Consider the following 18,198-nt stretch of genomic DNA (forward strand, 5'->3'; position numbering starts at 1 on the left):
GGTTTTATGGTTGGAACGCGGTCGTGCCGCCCTTGTACCCCCCTTGTGCCGGTACGTTCGGGGAGTTTGCTACGGGCGCATCTTGCGGATCGTGTACGTGACCACGCCGCAAATCGTCAGGGTCTGTCCTTCCTTGAGCAGGAGGGGCGGAAACGTCGGGTTGGCTGCACGCAGCGAGACCGAGCCGCCCTTGGCGCAAAAATGCTTGACCGTGAACTCGCCATCGACCTCGGCGACCACCACGTCCATGTGCTGGGGCGCAAGCGCCCGGTTGACCACCAGCAAGTCGCCGTCGCAGATGCCCGCGTCCACCATCGAGGTGCCGCGCACGTGCCAAAAGAACGTGGCCGCCGGGTGCGTGACCATCAGGTCGTTGAGGTCGCAGCGCTTAACCGCAAAGTCCGCTGCCGGCGAGGGAAAGCCCGCCCAGACCGTGCCCTCGACCATCGGCAGCGGCAAAGGACCGCTCGATTCAAAGCGCGTGGCGGTTAGCGGCAAAGATCTGTACATATATACAGTATTGTAACCCTGGCGCTTTCAGGGACATGCACGGTGCAATCCCGGATGTCGGCAAACCAAGACTTGGAGTAGGAAAGGAAGTCCAAGCCGGCCCCTGCCGGCAAACCCAAAGGGGCCAGGCGGGGTGTGTGGCAGGCGCTATCGGGTCAGCGGCTCAGCTTGAACTCGAAGTAGGCCTCGTCCGATTCGCCCAGCAAGCGAAAGCCGGCCTGCCGGGCCAGGTCCGAGGCTTTTTGCCATTGGGTGGCCTGGGCCACCTCCTCCTTGCCAACCTGGTCGTTGCCGCTTTCGCTGACGCTGAGCCAGGCGCGGTAGGCGAGCACGACCTCCTCCGGCCCGCCCAGTGCCTTTTCCAGGGCGCGGCGGTACTGCTCCTCGGCTTTCGCGCGGGTATCGTCTGGAATCTCAGGGAAGTCTTGCAGGGTGATCCAATAGGTCATGCTGTTCAGTATGCCCAATTTTGACAGCCCTGCCATCGTTCGATAGCTGTAAGTTATCCACAATTCCGGGTCTGTGAATAACTTTCAATAGCCCTTACTGATAAGGGTAATGTGGATAAATAGCCCTTACCCATAAGGGTGTTCGATGGCGAACCCCACTTACCCATAAGGGCCTAATAAGAAGAGATTTAAAGAGAAGAATGGATAACTCGCCAAACGGCCTGCGCCTATTTTTTGAGCATGCGAAAACCGTCTATCGGCAAGTCACACTTTGCGAAGCGCCTTGATGCGCTCATCGTCCGAGTCACCAGCAACGTTCTGCACATTCATCGTCGGCGTGTTGTGGTCGCCATTAAAAGTGTTGTTCTGGATGTTCACCGTCAGGTTCACCGTGATGGCTCGATCCGTCGGTAAATTGCCAGTTTTGGCTAGGCGCTGCAGCTCTTCAACAAACCCCTGAAACTCCTTGCCGACATACTTGCGCTCGGCCGTGGCCCAGCGCTGGCCATCCTGGCCGTCGATGTGCACCTTCTCGACCACCGAGTAGAGATTCGACCGCCCTTTTTTCCCGACCGTCAGCCAGCCGTGCTTGACCAGCTGCTTGAGCGCCAGGCGGATCGTGTCGTCGGTCACGCCGATCTGCTCGGCAATGACCGGGATCGAAGGAAAGGCGCTTCCGGTGTGAAAGTCGGTGTGCCCCTTGATGACGATGTACACCGCCAGCGCCATGGTGCCGATCTTGGCAATTTCCTTGTCGTGGCTAAACGAGCGCAGCACATGAAACCATGTGCCGTTAACTTTCAGGCCGTCCCATAAGTCGCCCTGCTCTATCTGCAGTGCCCGCGACTCGCTCGGCGTGGTCATGCCTGGCGCGCCTTGAGCAGCCGGTCCGTTTCCTTTTCCAGCGTGGATACGACGATCTTGGTCATGCTCGAATCGTAGGTGGTGTCGCCCAAATACTTCAGCTTGAGGTACAGCCGCATGGGAATCTTGAAGTTCACCAGCTTGACCGCCTCGGGCGCACCCATGGCCGCTTCATCCCATGGAAAGCGGGCTTCTGGCGCTTTGGGCGGCTCGACCGGTGCAATGACCTCAGCCACAGGCGTAATCGCGCTGGCAGCGTCCTTGGCGGGCTGTTCGGTCCACTCCCGCACCTTGTCCAAGCCGGCAAGCGCCTCGGCTGGGCTGCGCATGGGCGGCGCCGAGCGGATCTTATTTTGTGGTCCACTTTTCATGGAAAATCTCCTGGTAGAGTGAAATCATTTCGAGGTTGGCTTTGGCATCGGCCAGCGAAGGATGCAGTTCGGTCACGCCCAGGCCATCACGCGATGCCTTGCGAAAGGCAATCCGCTCTGTCACGACCGATTCCATGGTGGGAAACAGGTCGGCATAATCCTTCAGCGCTTCCTTGACCTCCTGCGTTTCGCGCACGCTCGGGTTTGGGCTGGCACCGTTGATGAATGCCATCGCGTTGACGGGCCGCTCGGTGCGCTCAGCCACCTCGCGGATCAGCCCGGCCATGCGAGACAAGCTCCACACGTCGAACTGGGCCGGCTTGATCGGAATGATGCAGGTGTCGCATATTGCCAGCGACTGGCGCATTTCCAGCGAGTCACGCCCGCCAGCATCGACGATCACCACGTCATACTTGCCAGCCAGGTTCACCAGGTCATACCCGACCTTGCCGGTTTTGCTGACGCAGGTGATGGACGGCTTGACCTCGTTTTCATGGCGCATCGCCGCCCAGGTATTGGCCGACTCCTGCCGGTCTGTGTCCACCAGCAGCACATCCTTTCCAGCCAGCCGGCACATCGCCGCCAGGTTCACGGCAATGGTGGTCTTGCCCACCCCGCCCTTCTCGTTCGCGATCAAGATAAGCATGTCGGTCCAATCGGTAAAGTTAAGCCGTTCTTTACAGGCTTTCCGGCAAGTAAAGCCTTTACAGTATATCTAGCCTTTACCGTCTTTACTGAAATTACAGTAAAGGTTTTTAATGAATTGCATCCTGACAATGGTGGGCTACCAACAGGCAAGTACCATGCAGGCTTTACAATATGTTTTAACTTTACTTTCTTTACCGTCTTTACAGTAAAGAAAGAATGTAAAGTCTTTACAGAATAGCTATGTGGTGATTGCTCTTGAGGTGTTGGATTGTGCAGGCTATCGGCCGGGTCCGCTGTGCCGCCAGTGCAAGGTTTTGACCGCCAAATATCATCCTGAGATAAGGGCAGTTTTCACTGCGATCAGTTACCCGAACGCCTTGCCCAGCTCGTCCACCCGGCGCCGGATGGGCGCGCGGCCATAGATCGCCGTGGTGGTCTGGATCGAGGCATGCCCCATCTGCGCCTGGATCACGTCGAGCGGCACGGCCCGCGCAATGGCCCGAGTGCCGAAGGTGTGGCGCAGCCAGTGCGTCGTCGCCCCGGCCAGGCGATCGCGCTCATTGGCCGGCAGGTTTGAGGCCCGCACCGCCTTGGCCAGCCAGCCCTTGACGTGCTCGTAGAGCGCCTGGTAGCCCACCGACGCCATGGGGTCCAGGCTGCTCGCCAGCAGGGGTGCGGTAGGTGGTGCTTCCTGGACTGATCCCAGGCCGCGCACGGCCAAGTAGTCTTGCAGCGCCGCTAGCGCCTGCCCCGGCACGGCCGCAACCCGGTTTTTCGAGCCCTTGCCGCGGACCTGCATGACCCAACCCTCGGGCTCCATGCGCAGGTCACCCAGCGTAGCTGACAGCAGCTCGGCCGAGCGCAGGCCCACGGCCTCGACAAACAGCAGCGTGAAGCGGATCCGGGCGCGCGACGGGGAGGGCGCTTGGCCGTCCACAAAGCGAAGGACTTCCAGCATCGCCGCTTCGCTGAGCGCCTTGGTGTCGAGCATTTTCTGGCCCGGGTCGTCGCCCGTGGCCTGGTTGACCAGCACCCAGGGGTTGGCATTCAAGTACTGGGCGGACTGCAGCCAAGCAAAGAGCGACGCGATGATGGCGATGGCCTGCCGGCAGCTGGCGTGCGACAGGGGACCGCGAAACGGCGCCCAGCCGGGCTGGCCGGGCGCGGCGCGGGCCCGGGAGATCCAGCGCGGTGGGATGTTTTGCAGGAAGACCATGAACGCGCCGCAGTCGGCCACGCTCATCTGCGCGAGCGCGCTACCTGCGCGTTCATACTGCAGCCACAGCAGCAGGCGGTGGGCTTCGCGCTGGTAGACCCGCACGGTGGCCAGCGAGCCGGCCCGTGCCTGGATCCAGCTTTGGACCGCCTGCAGGTCCGAATCCACATCCAGCAGCGGACGCGCCAACGCCATTGGCTTGACTTCCTCCAGGACCAGGTCCCCTGAGACCCTCTCGGGTTGCGCGGCAGAGGCGCGAGAAATGTGCGCACGCGAGGGCGCGCCCCAGAGCGCCGGGGTGGCCGACAGCGCAAACAGCGCCCTGGCGGGCTGCACGTCCCTCGGCAGGAGCGTGGCCAGGTGGCGCTCGAGGCGCCGGGCCTTGGCGATGCCGACCGCAGGCAGTGCGGCAAACCAGCGCCCACCCGCCGAGATGCGGGCGTTCAGCGCCCCCAGCGTGAGCAGGCCCGCAGTGACTAATTTTGCCGCCAAGGCCTCGTCGAACCAGCCCGCAACCAAGTCCGAGGGCTGCGGGGTTTCGGCGGCCAGGCCCTCAAGGCGGCGCAGCAGCGTCAACTGGCGCTCCCGCAGGCGCTGGCCGCGCGCGGTTTTTCGCTCCAGCGGAAAGGCTTCAGCGTAGAGCTTGACCACCTCGCTTTCGCTGAAACCGTCCAGGCCGTGCTGCTCTACAAACGAATCCAGCGACGGACGGGGCGCGCCTTCTGAAGTACGGATCGTGAGGCCCACCAGGCGCCAGGCGGACTCGCCCCGGCGCCGGGCCACCGCACGCACCGCGTCAACGGCTTCCTGGTGCGCCGTTTTCGCTTCATGGCCGTGCTCAATGCCGAGATAGCGCCGGGCGCAGTCGGCCAGGTCGAGGCCTTCGGCACAAGCGCGCAGGTGCGCAAAGTGGTGCGGGCCCAGGCGGCGCACAAAGCGCGCGCCAGGCGCCGGGGAGGAGGGGGTTGATGTCATGGGAAGGCGGGTGGGCAGAGGGGCAGGCGGTAACAGTGGCGGTGACAGGAGTAAGTCCCATTGTCGTGCCAAACCGGGTTTTGGCGGCGTTATTTTACCCTGAGATAATGACACTTATCTTAGGGTAGTGGGCTTATTGATGAGCTTCGGGGCCGTTCATTTTCATAAATCTGTACCCAGGTTTTTCATGAATCTGTGCCTGCATAGACAACGAGGGCTGTCAGATGGCCTTCATCCCACCATAATTTCGCTCAGCTACGGTACGCTTTTATGAAAAATTCCACGTGGGGTACGTTTTCGTGAAAAATATCTTTTCATGATTTTGAGCCCATATTTTTCGAATTTCAAGGAAATCAACACCTTGCGTGCACAGGCTGGGTACAGTTTTATGAAAATGAACGTTTGCCTAAAAGTGTTGCTATCTTTGGCCTAAAAAAGTTCCAGACCAACCGCTGGTGCAGACTTCCGGCCAAAACCATCTGGCAGCAGGTATCGCTCACTGCGTGCCCTTTGCACGTTCATTCATTTCGAGAACACTTTTAGGCCAAGTGACATGTCAAGTACGTTTTTAGGCCAAGGAATTTGGCCTAATTTTGATACCGGATTTCTTGAAAATCAAGTGAATCAATGCCTTACGCCAGAGGCCGGATAACACTTTTAGGCAAATGAACGTTGACGGGAGTTTTTTAACGTTCATTTGCCTAAAAAACTGCCTGTCCCTGGCTTAAAAAAGTACCTCATGGACCAAAGTAGGCGTGCAATTGAACGCACTGGCTCCAGTCGCACGGAAAAACCGGTGCTTAATCCCAAAGCTAAGGGCCAGAAGGGAAGGCGCAATCGTTCATTTGAAGCACTCTTTTAGACCAAGCGACACTTCGGGTAGCTTTTTACGCCAAGCCATTTGGCCTGATTCGCACCCTGCTTTTTTCAAAGTCAATTGCACCCTTATGATTAACGATAATCAAAATTATCAAAGGGAGTTGAAATGGGACGCAAAGGGAAATCCAGTCCAGCAGAGGATTTCATCCAAATTGCATCGAAGTTACCTTATTGGGCGGCACTTTTTCTGGCCGTAATCAGCTACTTCTTGCTGCATGCATACGCGACCCAACCGACCAACATTGTTGTTGTGCCAGGCCAAATTGCAAACGCCATGATTCCAGCTGTCCTAAAGGGCTTGGCAACTGCAGGCCAATATGTCATGCCGATTCTGTTTCTAGCGGCGGCAATCCTTTCATGGTTTGGTCGTAGCAAACCAATTTTCCTCCAAAAAGTTAACACTACGTCCAAGCCTGCCCCGGCAAACTTCCGCAGTTTCAATTCACCCAGCTGCCCACTTTGTTCCAACGAAATGGTGCGTCGCGGAGCAAAGCGAGGAACTAACGTCGGCAAGGCATTTTGGGGATGCGCCAAATACCCTGCATGCAAAGGCACTCGCGTAGCTGAACAAGCCTGACGGGCATCAGCACCATGGCATATAGCTGGGGACCAAGTGGGGCGGGCAAGCTGTTCACAACAACCCCGCAGTGGTCACTCACGTTCGATGGCGACAGCTTCACGCTAAATATCGCCGGACTCAAGAGCGTCACCGCAAATCTCCTGAGAAGTGAGGAAATCGAGATAAAGCCTGGCGTAGTCTGGTCCTGCGTGCAGTTTCCGTATGGCCCAGGAAAAGTCATAAATCTTGACGGTATCCCCAATGAAGAAGCCACGTGGATGCTGTCCGTCCTGTCCAATGCTTGTGTTGAATTCAAACGAAAGGCACAAGTCCAAAAGTTTTTAAAGAACTTAACGACATCCTTGCAGCCTGCGGTCCAGTGGGCTGACGACGCAACCACATCTTGTAAATCACAGTTAAAAAGTCACGGTTGGCTCACCACCGAATTCAGTTCGGCACTGGAAAAGAGCAAGCCGTCGAAGCATTTGGAGGCGATGCAGGAGCCAGAAGTTGTTGAATATCTTATCAATCAGCCGGAAATTTTTCAGTCAGCAATTCGAATTTGGACACGTGAAACCAGTGAGTTCACCAGTGCCATCAATGAACGACTCATCTCCAAAGAACTGGTCGACAGCAAAAGCTTTTTTGACGCGGTTGAGAAATCTCCGCTGACGCAAGAGCAAGCTCGCGCTGTCATCTGTTTTGACAACAGGATTCTGCTAGTGGCATCAGCGGGTTCCGGCAAGACCTCAACAATTGTGGCCAAAGCCGGATATGCCCTGATGAAGGGTTACGTTCAGCCCGAGCAGATGCTGATTCTGACCTTCAACAATGTTGGTGCCGCTGAATTGCGGGAACGCGTCAAAGCACGCCTCTCGAAGCTGGCCTTACCTTATGACAAGATTGTCGTCAGGACTTTCCATGCCTTCGGGCTGGAAGTCATTGGAGCCGCTACTGGAAAGAAACCGAGCCTTGCCCCCTGGCTTGAAAACGGTGACGATTTGAGAGCACTGGTGGAGTCGATTGAGAAGCTGAAAGTCGAGGACCCCGGCTTTCGCGCCACATGGGGGCTGTTCCGATTCGTATTGGGGCAGGACTTGCCAGCGTTTGGCAAAGAAGCCGAAAACCCCGACTCATGGGATGCCCAAACAAGGTCTTCGGGCTTCCTGACTCTTAACAATGAGATTGTAAAAAGCCGAGGTGAGCAGCTCATCGCGAACTGGCTGTTCTATAACGGTGTGCGATACAAATACGAAGCGAAATACAAGGTTCAAACTGTTGACCCAACTCACCGCCAATATCAGCCAGACTTTTATCTTCCGGACATCGATGCCTATTTAGAGCACTGGGCACTTGATGAACATGGAAATCCACCCAAATCGTTTCATGGCTATTTGGACGGGATGAAATGGAAAAAGCAGTTGCATGAAGCCAACGGCACCACACTTTTGGAAACCACAGTCGCAGGGCTCTGGTCAGGAGCGGCATTTGATTACCTAGAGCGAGAGCTCACAAAACGTGGCATTGAACTCCAGCCTGACCCCGAACGCCCCGTTCCAGGCCGTAAACCTATCGACAACCATCGATTGGCGAGAACATTCCGTTCATTTCTCACCCACGTAAAAAGCAACCGGCTGATGACCGAGCAGCTCAACAAGCGGTTAAGCCTTCAAGTATCTGGCCCCTTCAAATTTCGGCACATGCTTTTCATTAAGCTTTTTGAGCGAATTTACGCAGCATGGGAAGCCCGTCTCAGCGTCGAAGATTGCATCGACTTTGAAGACATGCTCAATCAGGCCGCCGACCATATTGAAAATGGAACATGGACTGGGGCCTATAAAGTGGTCATGGTGGACGAGTTCCAAGATTCCAGCCAAGCCCGAGCGCGGATAGCCGCGGCATTGGTAGCGAAGCCTGGTCGTTGCCTGTTTGCCGTTGGGGACGATTGGCAGAGTATTAACAGATTCGCGGGTGCCGACATCAATGTCATGACCGACTTTGAGAGTCGTTATGGTAAATCGAAAGTGATGAAACTGGAATCGACTTTCAGGTGCCCACAGTCACTTTGCAACGTTAGCAGCGAGTTCATCCAGAAGAATCCCAAACAACTTACCAAGACTGTCTCCGCTGTAAATCATGATGTCGATGAGCCAATCCGGATTGTTCGGGTGGATGATGAAGGCGCAATTCAAGCAGCAATTCGAGGGCGCATTGCCGAGATTGCAGCTCAAAGCCTGGCAAGCGGTAAAACGTTCACATCCATCTATGTACTCGGTCGATACCAAAAGGATTCTGTTTTTAGCCCACCCAATACCAGTGCGCGTGACCTAAGCATCGAATTCATGACCGTGCACTCTAGCAAAGGACTTGAGGCAGACCATGTCATCCTTCCGCGACTCACATCTGGCGTGCTCGGCTTTCCCAGCCGGGTCACTGATGACCCTGTACTTCAGCTCGCCATGCCTGAAGGTGATGGGTATGAATACGGGGAAGAACGCAGACTGTTTTATGTAGCGCTGACAAGGGCCAAACAATCGGTCACCATCGTCACCCTCGCGAACAAAGAGTCACCATTCGTGCACGAATTGGCGGGTGACTACCAGATACCCATTGGAAATCTTGACGGCTCAAACTTTTCAAGTGAACGATGTTCCTGTGGGAATGGCTTTTTTGTTAAACGGAAAGGGGAATTCGGTCAGTTCTACGGTTGCAGCACTTTTCCAAGCTGCTCCATGACGAAGCAGTTTATCGAGAAAACCACGGCCCCACAGGAGTACGAAAAGTCCCCCTCCCCAGATATGGTGGCGCCCACAGAGAAGCCAGTATCAGTTCCATCCGCACTATCACCTACACCAGCACAGGTGCCGGCTGAAATCGAACTCATTGGATTTAAGGTAACGCATCGCACGCTGGGCACCGGAATCGTGGTCCGAGTGCGCGAAGCCAGTCCCAAAAATTACATTGTTATCCAGTATGACTCTGGAGGCGAATCTGAATATGGGGAAGATATTTTTACTGGTTGGGGGGATTACTTCACTCACTCTGGCAGTGCTGCATTAATGGCTACGAGGGCTTACTCAAAAAAATCTCTATGCACAAATCAGTTACATCAGGCTGCAACCCCAGTCGACCGCGATGAGCTGATTCAAGAACGACACCGATTGAAGGTCGTCGAATCCGGAAAACAATATATGGGAGTGCGACCAGTCAGGAAAGGCAGATTCAATCGAGTCGCGAAATGCTACGCCTGCAAATCCCCGCTGGACAATTCAATTAACATGGAATGCAGTTCATGTGGCTGGATTCTTTGCTCTTGCGGGGCATGCGGGTGCGGTTACGCGTTTTGACTTTGATTTGCGCAAAGGTCTAGGGGCTGATAACGATTAAAAATTTAAGATTCGCGAGTGGCGTCACTCGACTTGCTCGCTCTTCTTGCTCGCTTCTTTGCTGCCGCGAAGGACGGATAGTCCAAGTACCATAGACCCATAGACTTGTCGACCAGTTAGCCAAGCAACAGTTTCGCGTATTGCTCCATACATCACACTGTGGGCGGTAATGGTTACTCCTCGAATTGCCTCTTCATCAGTAAGAGTGTCATCTGTATGGAAGATTCCCATGCATTGCATGTCGAAGTGATAGGGAGCATCGCTTCCTCTGTTCGCATTGCAAACGGACGTCATCGATGCGACCCATCCTCCAACCTCTCCAGGCACCTTATTGACTGTTATATCGTTGACTGGGTGACTGGGCGAAATTGGTCCATTTGGCTCATAGTCCGGAACAGACTCAACTAAACATTTCGTAAAGATGAGCGAGTCCAGTGTTATCGGGTGAGGCTTATCTTCACTCATGCTGCTAGCGCAAATCGTTCATCGTTCGCCGCGCTGACATTGCTGTCGTCAAAATGAACTCCACTAGGAGTCATTGAGTGCTTCGTAAATTCGAGAAGCTTATTGAAAAATGCGGAACACTTCCCTAGGGCTAACTGTGCTGAGGCGGTTGTGTCGCTAGATGTTTCGACCTTCTTGGTAAACTTGTCCTTTTTAGCGAGGGCCTGCAAGAACCCTGCAGTCAGCCGTTTCTCAATTAAAGGAAGAACCATCCCCGCTTTAGCGGAAAGTTGCTTCATAAAGTTAGCATCGGCCAATGCAAGTGCCATCATCCTAGACATAGTTAGGTCAGGATATGAGTTTTCCGTTTCGTATCTGGAAAATGCGATCGCGCTTTTTCCAAAAATTAACGAAGCTTGCTGCTGAGTGATACCGTAGCGTTTCCGAAGTTTTAATACTTCTTCACCCATGAGCCATTCGCCGTAATGAGTTTTCCGCCCGGCTAATGCTACCAAATTGCAAGCTCGTTGGTCCCGAGTAGTGACTTTTGTGTGACAGTGATTGCAAATAGATGAAGCTAATGCGACCTCCACCGGCTTATGCGCCGGTGGAGGATTGAAAGTACGAATTTCGCTGAACGAGATTAATTCACCGTTGCGACAAGCTGGGCAGTTTTGCATCTTAATTTTGATACCTACTTGGGTGACAGGATATGAGGCATATCTTTAGAGCGCCATTAGCATCCGCCGAAAATTTAATGTAGTATTTCAGTGCATTAGGGTCTCGTTCCCACGCTTCATCATCAAAGCGAACAACATATACATCGCACGCATGCCTTGAGTTAGAGGCCGATTTTGCCCACTCTGACTTTTTATAGTCTTGAGGCTCAAGTATTTTGATGAACTCACAGATGGATTGTTCATCCCACTGCATTTGATAGAGGTCATCATCTGCGCTGTCAGTAGCGACCCATAAATCGTTCGGCGTGATCTCATCATTAGTGATGCACTCCTGTATAGCTGCTAAATCTAACAACATCCCGCCTTCGATTTCCCTGTCGTCATCTTCCAGTAGTAAGGGGCAGGCCGGTGGAAATCGGAGCCACAGCCTAGGGAGAGGAACTGCATTATTTATCACTGTGATAAGTTTGTCAAGCTGCCAGTTTTCGGCCTATGGGTCGAATGTGGCCGAAAAATGACCATTTGTTAGTATTTGACAACGGGACAGGTGTGTTGTGCGGTTGCCAGCGTAGCTTGCGATCGCGCGAAGCTCAAGCATACCGTCTTTGTGACTGTAATCATGCAATTAGCGCATTCAAGCTAGCGTCTCTACGCTACCCAAGGTCAAGCTCTTAGGTCATCATCAGCCGGATCAAATCTGCTGGCCAGATGAGCATTTAGCCGCGCAGCGCTCCTTTTCAGCAGCTTCTCGGCGTCCAGCACCACAGGTAACCCCGGAAGCTTGCAGAGCCAGTGCTGCTTGAAGTGCTCTTTCTTGGCCTTCTACGTGGTCCTGGCGTAGGCGGTCTGCGTGACTTCAATCACCATGCCCTTTACGTCCGTGCCTACGAGGGAGACGTTTTCCAGGGCCGTCAGCAGTTCTTTGCCAGTTTCCAGCTCGAAGAGTTCTGCGGACAGGGTTTTATTGGGCGAGTTTAAAAATCACGTTTAATCAGTAATTCCGCACGGCTGGGGCCGGCACGAAGCACGTCTACCGGGTCAAAATTACCCAGGCTATCCCACAAAACGTAGACATCGCAAACCACTGGATAAGCATACAGCTTTCAGCGCGACTGATGAGGATAGGCCGAATGTACAGTTTTAAAGCGGCATGAGTCACACCACTATTGACCGATGTGCAGTCATTACGTTGGTCAAAAAGCCCGTGAGCGCCTTGCCCGACTGGTCGCTTATGTTCCACCTGACTGGGTGCCGCCTTCTGGCAGCATGCATATCTACCCGACCCAGCTCGAGCCGATCATCCGCCGCCCTCCCGAACGTGACTCAGGTGATGAAGCAGTTCCGGCTAAAGAGGCTGTGCTTGCCCATTTCGGCCTGCCCTGGTTCTTGAGCCCCAAGCCGCAGGCAAAAAGGTGGGCGCCAGTGAACGCCAGGCCGTGGGCAGCCAGTTGCGCGAGCAGTGCCGGGCGCGTGTAGGCAGCGGCCCAGCTGACCACGCTGAGGTCGCCTGGCAGCTCCCGCCCCCGCGCGGCCAGAGCCAACACGCTTTCGAGCTGGTCCCGCTCGGGCGTGCCCAGCCGGTGAATGAAGTCGGCGAGCTGCTCTGGATGGGGCGCGGGCGTGCCGCGCGAGGCGCCCACCTGGCGCCACAGCTGCTTGAGCTGCTCCAGCGCCGCGGCATCGCCCCGATGAGTTCCTGGTGAATGCATCATCATGGCCAATCAGAGCGTATGGCGCGTTTGCAGGTGCGCGCCCAATCGGATGATCACGCTGGCGTCCTTCAGGCCGCAGCGCCGCTGGACTTCTGGCAACGGCAGGCCGGCGTTGAGCCACATCGCAATGCAGGTGTTGCGCAGCGTGTTAGGGCCCATCTGGTCGATCTCGATGCCGGGCAAGCTTCTGGCCATGTGCGCCCGGCAGATCTTGTACAGGCCCTTGCTGCTCAGCGCCGAGCTCTTCGCCGCGCCGACTAGCAGCCGCTCACCCGCACCCGCGTGGCCCATGGCTCTGACCTCCAGCCAGTCATGCAGAGCCGCGCTAGTGCGGGCGTCGAGCACCAGGCAGCGCGTTTGCACGGCACGCGAGCCCGACAGCGCCAAGGTGTAGGTCAGCCCCGCCGGGTGCGCGGCCGTTGGGGCCAGAAAAGCACTCTCGGGCTCGAACGAGCCAAGGCTCGCCAGCCCCAGGCGCCGGGCCACCTGCCCGGGCGTTCCTTCATGAGCCTGGACGCACCCCAGGGTCAAGCCGAGGAGTTCGGTGACAGTCAGTGCGCTTCGCATCATCAAGAGCAGCACCAGGCGGTTTCGCCGTGCCTGGAACGACTGGCCGCCGGGCAGGTTACTTTGGAGCAGCGCCCACAGATGCGGGGGGAGCGCGAGCGAGGCGGTTTTCTCGCTGATGGCTGGCATCACCTCAACACATGGGTTGTCCGCCAAGGTGCGGCTGAGCATCGCATAGGCATAGAGATCATTAAGAATGCGCCAGTAGCGCCTGAGCGTGATAGGCGAGACCTGGGCCGACGTGGTGAGCTTGCGCGGGGAAACGGCGCCGGCAAAGGCCTGCACATCCGCAGGGCCGGCCGCGTCCCAGGCAATACCGCGAAGCGCGCAAAAGGCCAGCCACTTGCCCCAGACGAACTCGGCCTGCGCCAGGCCAGACGCGCCCATGGGCTTGCGGTGCGTGTCGGCCAGCCGGGCGGCCTTCCAGGCGGCAAAAAAGGCTAAGCCGCTAGGTGCTGGAGCCAAGGGAAGGGGCAATGCGGCAGAAACAGGAATCATGAATCATGAATCATGAATGAAAAGCGCCTTCTAACCCTGTATTGTGCAGTAAAAGTACATTTACAACCCAAGCCACCCGCGCAAAACCCACCCCAGCCCTGCTCAACCTCCCCTCAAGCCCCCTGAAGCGGGGCGGGCGCGGGGAGTGTCTGGGTGGGGTAAGGGGTTGTTGGTAGATTACATTGCTTGTGGCTTGGGCGCAAACAGCAGTAAATGCTTTTGGATCTCCGGAACTTCTTGCGTAAGCAACTGGGCACGGCACCTTGACCGTGCGGCCGATTCAGGATTGCGGATGCCAGCGGTGAGGCAGCAGTTCCTCGATGCGGCTGTTCATATGCGTTGGCAGTCTTGTCAGCACGTCCCGCAGATAAGCCCACGGGTCATGGCCATGCAGCTTGGCCGACTGCACCAGGCTCATGATGATGGCGGCCCGCTGGCCGGCCAGCTCGCTGCCCGCGAACAACCATGCCCGGCGCCCCATTGCCCATGGCCGAATCAGATTCTCAAGATGGTTGTTATCAATCTGGACGTTGCCGTCAGCCAGGTAAGTTGTCAGCGCCACCCAGCGGTTCAGGCTGTAGTCAATCGCTTTGGCCGTGGCCCCGCCCTCGGGCACGCGTTGGCGCTCCAAGTTCAGCCACGCGTGCAGTTTGGAGATCCTCTAGGAGAATTTTTGGCGTACGGGCTTCCCTGCCGCGGGCCCATGATGACAATTGTGGGAACCGCCGTTCGAAGGGACCAGTTGCAGTTCCCGGGAAGTACTCGTCTATGAGCAGTTGCTGCGCCTTGGTTGTCACTGCGCGCATATCTGCCGCGATACTGAAGGGCATCGTAAAGATGGTCTCAGGGGCGCCGCTGGCCGGCGACTGCGGTGCAAGGCCGACGGCATGCTTGACCGGAGTCGCGCCGAACTCGGTCGGATTTACAAGGAGGTGCTGGTTTGGATCGAACTCTAAAACCAACTGGCCCTTCACAAGTGTCAGAAACAGCGCTGAAAACGGCGCGGGTGCAATCGTTTTGAAAGACTTCGTACCGTCCGCCATCAACGGAGCCACCTCGATTAGGTTGTTCTGGAACATCGCGGCCATGTCCTTCCCAAGGCTAACGGGGACGGATTTGTCATAGTGGATCTGTCCGAAACTGATCGCTCGAATCTGTGGCAGGCAGTCCCAGAATGCAGTGAATTCCGCCAGCGAACTGCGCTCCGAAATACCGACGCGGAACTCCCCGATATCCGTGTTTGCGACAACAACGTTCCCGCAGCTGCCAACCAATCCGTGTTCTGCGCTGATTCCGGGGACGGCTTGCTCTTCAAGTGTGAGCGTCGTGTTCCATGCTGGCGTGGCGACGACGCTGAAACGCACATCCTTCGCTTTGTAGGAGATCCGCAGCCCATATGTACCCGCAGGCTTCGCCTTCCACGGGCCAGGTCCACGCGCAGCGAGAAGAAATCCTCGATTGGTTAGTTTCTCAAGTGCGTTGGACTTTGCGGCAGTCTGGATGCGTTCAAGGTCGCGCTTTGCGATACGAAGGTCTTCAGCCGGTTCCGGGAGCGATGCCCCAAAGAGAGCTAAGCAGGTGGCGAGCAACGCAAAGTGCACCGTGCGCACATGCTCGACGAAGGCCGATATGACCTGCTGCCCTGAATCGTTGCTCATACCTCACCTCCCCCATTCGTTGGCGCAGCTCAGAATTTGTAAATTGCAATTTGCGTTTTATGGCGACGGCATGACTACACTTTGAACAGGTCAAACCCGTCAGTCAATACAAGTAGAAAACAGAATTTGCTAGATTTACGGCAACAGTAGTAGCATCTATCTTGAACTCCTTACGTTTCGAAAATCTAATTCTCATGCCGATGAAATTCAGTGAGCCAATGCGGGGCTATAAAGTGGGGGAGTCCACCGAAAATTCCAGCTGGCTAGCCTTCGGCAACCGTTGATTTCATTGGTTAATCATCAGGAGAGACCAAGATGGTTACTCTTGCTTCTAAGGTTCTTGACTCGGCCTTCGTGCTCGCTCTCCTATCTGCGGCTTTTTACTTCCTCGGCCTGCTTAATGCCGAGGGTGAAGCAGCTGCGCTAGGCCTTCCTCGGTCTCTTTTGCAAAGGGATGTTTGGAATACCGTTGCATACGGTGGAGAAGGATTTTTAGTACTTCTTGTGCTACTACCAGTGGTTTCGCTCGGGCCGGAAGGAGTTGGCTGGTTGGCGTGGATAACTTTCTCCGTCGGCATCCTTCTCGTACTAACTTCTTTTTATCTCTTCCGGACTTCTCCGCAAAGGATCTTTTGGATACTCGGAGCCGTTTATCTTGGTGTGAGTATTCACGTGATGATCGGCTCCTATGCTCAGATGAACAAGAAGATTGAGTTGGCTACCATCTGTCTGAGCCGTAAGCAGTGTGACTCTGTGCCCCTTCGAAACAGAATTGTTTTCGCGAAGACGGAGCAACAAGAAGACCAACGCGTGGGTGTGATCCTCACTGCGTCGGACCATTTTCTCGTCATGTTAAGCAGGAGCGGTTTCGTCGTTATTCCTGTCGCGCGGATAAAACTGATGGAAACTGCTCCAGATGCCTAACCCCATCAATAGGCAAATTGCCTATCGACATAACTCGGCAAAGCTCATTCCCAGGCGCAGTAAGATGCGCGTTGGTGAAACTCTCGAAAAAAAACAGCATGAATGAACTCGTCAAACTCCGCCAGCAAATCGCCGAGATGGAAAAGCAAGCCGCCGAGTTGCAAAAAAAGAACCGGCCCACCGTCCTTGCCGAACTACGCGAGCAGATGGCTGCCTACGGCATCACGGCCGAAGAGCTGAGCCGGCCCGCTGCCAAAGCCGCCAAGCCCAGGGCGCCACTGGTCAAGCCGGCGAGTGCTGCCAAAAGCAAAAAGCCGGTAGTGCCTTCGCCTGTGAAATACCGCGGACCCGAAGGCCAAGGCTGGACCGGCCATGGAATGGCGCCCAAGTGGCTCAAGGACCTGCTGGCCCAGGGAAAAGCCCGAGAGGATTTCCTCATCCGCAATGATGACGCTGCAGCGTCCAGCAGCGCAGCCACAGAGTAAAAAAAGCGGCCGGAATCGGGCCGCCTTTCATTCATATCGCCAAGCCGGCTTGCTAGATGAAAACTGTGAAGCTAGGCACAAGAGGGCAAAACGGCTGAAATTGCGTTGCAGTTTCAGGCAAACAGCAAAAGCGTAAACCGGAGTTTGGCCCTTTCACAAGAACGCGACAGGTTGGGTCGCTGTTGCCGGCGTTGGCGTTGTTGAAAAAGCAATTTTCATGGCTCTGTCACTGTTAGATGTGGAATTTTTTTTCCAGAGGCGTAGAGTTCATAGCGAACCGTGAAGGAGGTTAGCCATGAACGCCGAGACTTTCAATGCGTTGATGAACCAACAGGTGCCCCGGCTCACGCTGCGCCAGCGTGAACTGCTCAAAAAGCGTCTGGATGAACTCGATGAGCAGCAAAAAGGGCTGGCCGTCATTGAGTCGTCCAGCGCGACTGAGCCGCGCTGCTGCCCACACTGCCAAGGCAGCGAGCTTTACCGGCATGGCCACGTCAGTGGGTTGCAGCGTTACCGCTGCCGGACATGCCACCGCACGTTCAATGCCCTGACGGGCACCGCGCTGGCGCGGCTGCGCAAGAAGGGCAAGTGGTTCGGTTTTAGTGAAGCCTTGGCCGCGTCCCTCACCCTTCGCCGGGCCGCTACTGCCCTGCAGGTTCACCGAAACACGGCGCTGCGCTGGCGCCATCGCTTTCTCAGCGGCCTCAAGGCAGACCGCGCGACAACGCTGCAAGGTATTACCGAGGCCGACGAGACCTATATCCTGGAGTCGCGCAAGGGCTGTCGCAAGCTGGACCGCCCGCCTCGCCGTCGCGGCAGCAAGGCGAGCAAAGCGGGCTTGTCCGGTGAACTGGTCTGCGTTTTGGTGGCTCGGGACCGTGCCGGACAGACGCTGGACTGGGTGATGGGACGCGGGCAGATGACAAAAGCCGCACTGGCCGGCGCACTGCAGCCCGTGCTGGCCAAGGATGCGCTGCTGGTGAGCGATGGCAACCGGACCTACTGCGGCTTTGCGCACGACGCGCACCTGGCGCACGAGGCGGTCAATCTGAACGCAGGCGTGCGCGTCAACGGCGCCATCCATGTCCAGAATGTCAACGCCTATCACGGCCGTCTCAAACAGTGGCTGCACCGCTTTCACGGCGTTGCCACGGGCTATCTGGACAACTACCTCGGCTGGTTTCGCGCCCTGGACAGCCACCATGGCGACTCTGGGCAAGCGGTCTTGGCGATGGCCTTGGGAAAATTTCCACATTTAACAGTGACATAGCCAAGTAAAAAGGCTTCAAAACCGAAGTTCCGAAGCCTTTTGTGCTTTGCTCAGTGCAAGACTAAAACAGCTGGTTGCAGCAGCATATTTGCCGTTGACTAGG

Annotated in this window: 17 protein-coding genes and 1 pseudogene; 5 read left to right on the top strand and 13 right to left on the bottom strand. The window is 56.0% G+C overall.

Annotated features, from left to right (window positions below; translation table 11 throughout):
• Window positions 1-69 precede the first annotated feature (69 nt).
• The 6 genes from ACP7AD_RS16120 to ACP7AD_RS16145 all read right to left on the bottom strand — a co-directional run bounded on the left by ACP7AD_RS16120 (window position 70) and on the right by ACP7AD_RS16145 (window position 5,033).
• Window positions 70-510, bottom strand: a complete 441-nt coding sequence (locus ACP7AD_RS16120; RefSeq protein WP_426148764.1) for a LexA family protein — start codon at window positions 508-510, stop codon at window positions 70-72.
• Window positions 511-665: 155 nt separating this feature from the next.
• The gene (locus ACP7AD_RS16125) at window positions 666-959 is read right to left on the bottom strand and encodes a hypothetical protein (protein ID WP_426148765.1); all 294 of its coding nucleotides are present in this window, start codon (window positions 957-959) and stop codon (window positions 666-668) included.
• 264 nt (window positions 960-1,223) lie between these two features.
• Complete coding sequence (locus ACP7AD_RS16130; protein ID WP_426148766.1) at window positions 1,224-1,823, bottom strand: helix-turn-helix domain-containing protein; 600 nt, start codon at window positions 1,821-1,823, stop codon at window positions 1,224-1,226.
• Window positions 1,820-2,194 carry a hypothetical protein gene (locus ACP7AD_RS16135; protein WP_426148767.1) on the bottom strand — a complete coding sequence of 125 codons (375 nt, stop codon included), beginning with the start codon at window positions 2,192-2,194 and terminating at the stop codon, window positions 1,820-1,822. Before ACP7AD_RS16135 ends, ACP7AD_RS16130 begins: the two co-directional genes overlap by 4 nt.
• Window positions 2,172-2,840, bottom strand: a complete 669-nt coding sequence (locus tag ACP7AD_RS16140) for an AAA family ATPase (RefSeq protein ID WP_426148768.1) — start codon at window positions 2,838-2,840, stop codon at window positions 2,172-2,174. Before ACP7AD_RS16140 ends, ACP7AD_RS16135 begins: the two co-directional genes overlap by 23 nt.
• Window positions 2,841-3,206: 366 nt before the next feature.
• Window positions 3,207-5,033, bottom strand: coding sequence for a tyrosine-type recombinase/integrase (locus tag ACP7AD_RS16145; RefSeq protein ID WP_426148769.1), 1,827 nt, complete (start codon window positions 5,031-5,033; stop codon window positions 3,207-3,209).
• A 985-nt stretch (window positions 5,034-6,018) separates the two neighbouring features.
• On the opposite strand from ACP7AD_RS16145, the gene ACP7AD_RS16150 reads away from it, so the two are divergent.
• Complete coding sequence (locus ACP7AD_RS16150; protein WP_426148770.1) at window positions 6,019-6,489, top strand: topoisomerase DNA-binding C4 zinc finger domain-containing protein; 471 nt, start codon at window positions 6,019-6,021, stop codon at window positions 6,487-6,489.
• A gap of 14 nt (window positions 6,490-6,503) precedes the next feature.
• Window positions 6,504-9,818: a UvrD-helicase domain-containing protein gene (locus ACP7AD_RS16155; protein WP_426148771.1), complete on the top strand. Its 3,315-nt coding sequence runs from the start codon at window positions 6,504-6,506 to the stop codon at window positions 9,816-9,818.
• A gap of 63 nt (window positions 9,819-9,881) precedes the next feature.
• Here ACP7AD_RS16155 and ACP7AD_RS16160 read toward each other — a convergent pair whose 3' ends face one another.
• The 7 genes and pseudogenes from ACP7AD_RS16160 to ACP7AD_RS16190 all read right to left on the bottom strand — a co-directional run bounded on the left by ACP7AD_RS16160 (window position 9,882) and on the right by ACP7AD_RS16190 (window position 15,416).
• A complete protein-coding gene (locus tag ACP7AD_RS16160) occupies window positions 9,882-10,322 on the bottom strand; it encodes a hypothetical protein (RefSeq protein WP_426148772.1) in 441 nt (146 codons plus the stop codon).
• On the bottom strand, window positions 10,319-10,981 hold the full coding sequence (locus tag ACP7AD_RS16165; RefSeq protein ID WP_426148773.1) for a type II TA system antitoxin MqsA family protein: 663 nt from the start codon (window positions 10,979-10,981) through the stop codon (window positions 10,319-10,321). The genes ACP7AD_RS16160 and ACP7AD_RS16165 overlap by 4 nt, the downstream gene beginning before the upstream one ends.
• A gap of 1 nt (window position 10,982) precedes the next feature.
• On the bottom strand, window positions 10,983-11,339 hold the full coding sequence (locus ACP7AD_RS16170) for a hypothetical protein (protein WP_426148774.1): 357 nt from the start codon (window positions 11,337-11,339) through the stop codon (window positions 10,983-10,985).
• A gap of 916 nt (window positions 11,340-12,255) precedes the next feature.
• Entirely contained in the window at window positions 12,256-12,696 is a 441-nt protein-coding gene (locus ACP7AD_RS16175) for a hypothetical protein (RefSeq protein ID WP_426148775.1), read from the bottom strand.
• 6 nt (window positions 12,697-12,702) lie between these two features.
• Window positions 12,703-13,758, bottom strand: coding sequence for a site-specific integrase (locus tag ACP7AD_RS16180; protein ID WP_426148776.1), 1,056 nt, complete (start codon window positions 13,756-13,758; stop codon window positions 12,703-12,705).
• A 280-nt stretch (window positions 13,759-14,038) separates the two neighbouring features.
• A pseudogene (locus ACP7AD_RS16185) lies at window positions 14,039-14,416 on the bottom strand (IS66 family transposase); the annotation flags it as partial.
• Window positions 14,340-15,416 carry a hypothetical protein gene (locus ACP7AD_RS16190; protein ID WP_426148777.1) on the bottom strand — a complete coding sequence of 359 codons (1,077 nt, stop codon included), beginning with the start codon at window positions 15,414-15,416 and terminating at the stop codon, window positions 14,340-14,342. The pseudogene ACP7AD_RS16185 and the gene ACP7AD_RS16190, both read right to left, overlap by 77 nt.
• Before the next feature lie 315 nt (window positions 15,417-15,731).
• On the opposite strand from ACP7AD_RS16190, the gene ACP7AD_RS16195 reads away from it, so the two are divergent.
• From ACP7AD_RS16195 to ACP7AD_RS16205, 3 genes are all read left to right on the top strand, one after another.
• Window positions 15,732-16,340: a hypothetical protein gene (locus ACP7AD_RS16195; protein WP_426148778.1), complete on the top strand. Its 609-nt coding sequence runs from the start codon at window positions 15,732-15,734 to the stop codon at window positions 16,338-16,340.
• A gap of 98 nt (window positions 16,341-16,438) precedes the next feature.
• Complete coding sequence (locus ACP7AD_RS16200) at window positions 16,439-16,825, top strand: H-NS family nucleoid-associated regulatory protein (RefSeq protein WP_426148779.1); 387 nt, start codon at window positions 16,439-16,441, stop codon at window positions 16,823-16,825.
• 295 nt (window positions 16,826-17,120) lie between these two features.
• Window positions 17,121-18,095, top strand: a complete 975-nt coding sequence (locus ACP7AD_RS16205) for an IS1595 family transposase (protein WP_426148737.1) — start codon at window positions 17,121-17,123, stop codon at window positions 18,093-18,095.
• Window positions 18,096-18,198 lie beyond the last annotated feature (103 nt).

The sequence above is a fragment of the Polaromonas sp. DSP2-3-2b2 genome, from assembly GCF_049895905.1.
In the GTDB taxonomy this organism is placed as follows: Bacteria; Pseudomonadota; Gammaproteobacteria; order Burkholderiales; family Burkholderiaceae_C; genus Polaromonas.

What these genes read in the sequence shown, in the direction of transcription:
- ACP7AD_RS16130 (WP_426148766.1), bottom strand. Translation starts at nt 1,823, where the DNA reads ATGACCACGCCGAGCGAGTCGCGGGCACTGCAGATAGAGCAGGGCGAC.
- ACP7AD_RS16165 (WP_426148773.1), bottom strand. Translation starts at nt 10,981, where the DNA reads ATGCAAAACTGCCCAGCTTGTCGCAACGGTGAATTAATCTCGTTCAGC.
- ACP7AD_RS16170 (WP_426148774.1), bottom strand. Translation starts at nt 11,339, where the DNA reads ATGTTGTTAGATTTAGCAGCTATACAGGAGTGCATCACTAATGATGAG.
- ACP7AD_RS16205 (WP_426148737.1), top strand. Translation starts at nt 17,121, where the DNA reads ATGAACGCCGAGACTTTCAATGCGTTGATGAACCAACAGGTGCCCCGG.
- ACP7AD_RS16125 (WP_426148765.1), bottom strand. Translation starts at nt 959, where the DNA reads ATGACCTATTGGATCACCCTGCAAGACTTCCCTGAGATTCCAGACGAT.
- ACP7AD_RS16145 (WP_426148769.1), bottom strand. Translation starts at nt 5,033, where the DNA reads ATGACATCAACCCCCTCCTCCCCGGCGCCTGGCGCGCGCTTTGTGCGC.
- ACP7AD_RS16155 (WP_426148771.1), top strand. Translation starts at nt 6,504, where the DNA reads ATGGCATATAGCTGGGGACCAAGTGGGGCGGGCAAGCTGTTCACAACA.
- ACP7AD_RS16135 (WP_426148767.1), bottom strand. Translation starts at nt 2,194, where the DNA reads ATGAAAAGTGGACCACAAAATAAGATCCGCTCGGCGCCGCCCATGCGC.
- ACP7AD_RS16160 (WP_426148772.1), bottom strand. Translation starts at nt 10,322, where the DNA reads ATGAGTGAAGATAAGCCTCACCCGATAACACTGGACTCGCTCATCTTT.
- ACP7AD_RS16195 (WP_426148778.1), top strand. Translation starts at nt 15,732, where the DNA reads ATGGTTACTCTTGCTTCTAAGGTTCTTGACTCGGCCTTCGTGCTCGCT.
- ACP7AD_RS16150 (WP_426148770.1), top strand. Translation starts at nt 6,019, where the DNA reads ATGGGACGCAAAGGGAAATCCAGTCCAGCAGAGGATTTCATCCAAATT.
- ACP7AD_RS16175 (WP_426148775.1), bottom strand. Translation starts at nt 12,696, where the DNA reads ATGATGATGCATTCACCAGGAACTCATCGGGGCGATGCCGCGGCGCTG.
- ACP7AD_RS16200 (WP_426148779.1), top strand. Translation starts at nt 16,439, where the DNA reads ATGAATGAACTCGTCAAACTCCGCCAGCAAATCGCCGAGATGGAAAAG.
- ACP7AD_RS16120 (WP_426148764.1), bottom strand. Translation starts at nt 510, where the DNA reads ATGTACAGATCTTTGCCGCTAACCGCCACGCGCTTTGAATCGAGCGGT.
- ACP7AD_RS16190 (WP_426148777.1), bottom strand. Translation starts at nt 15,416, where the DNA reads ATGAGCAACGATTCAGGGCAGCAGGTCATATCGGCCTTCGTCGAGCAT.
- ACP7AD_RS16180 (WP_426148776.1), bottom strand. Translation starts at nt 13,758, where the DNA reads ATGATTCCTGTTTCTGCCGCATTGCCCCTTCCCTTGGCTCCAGCACCT.
- ACP7AD_RS16140 (WP_426148768.1), bottom strand. Translation starts at nt 2,840, where the DNA reads ATGCTTATCTTGATCGCGAACGAGAAGGGCGGGGTGGGCAAGACCACC.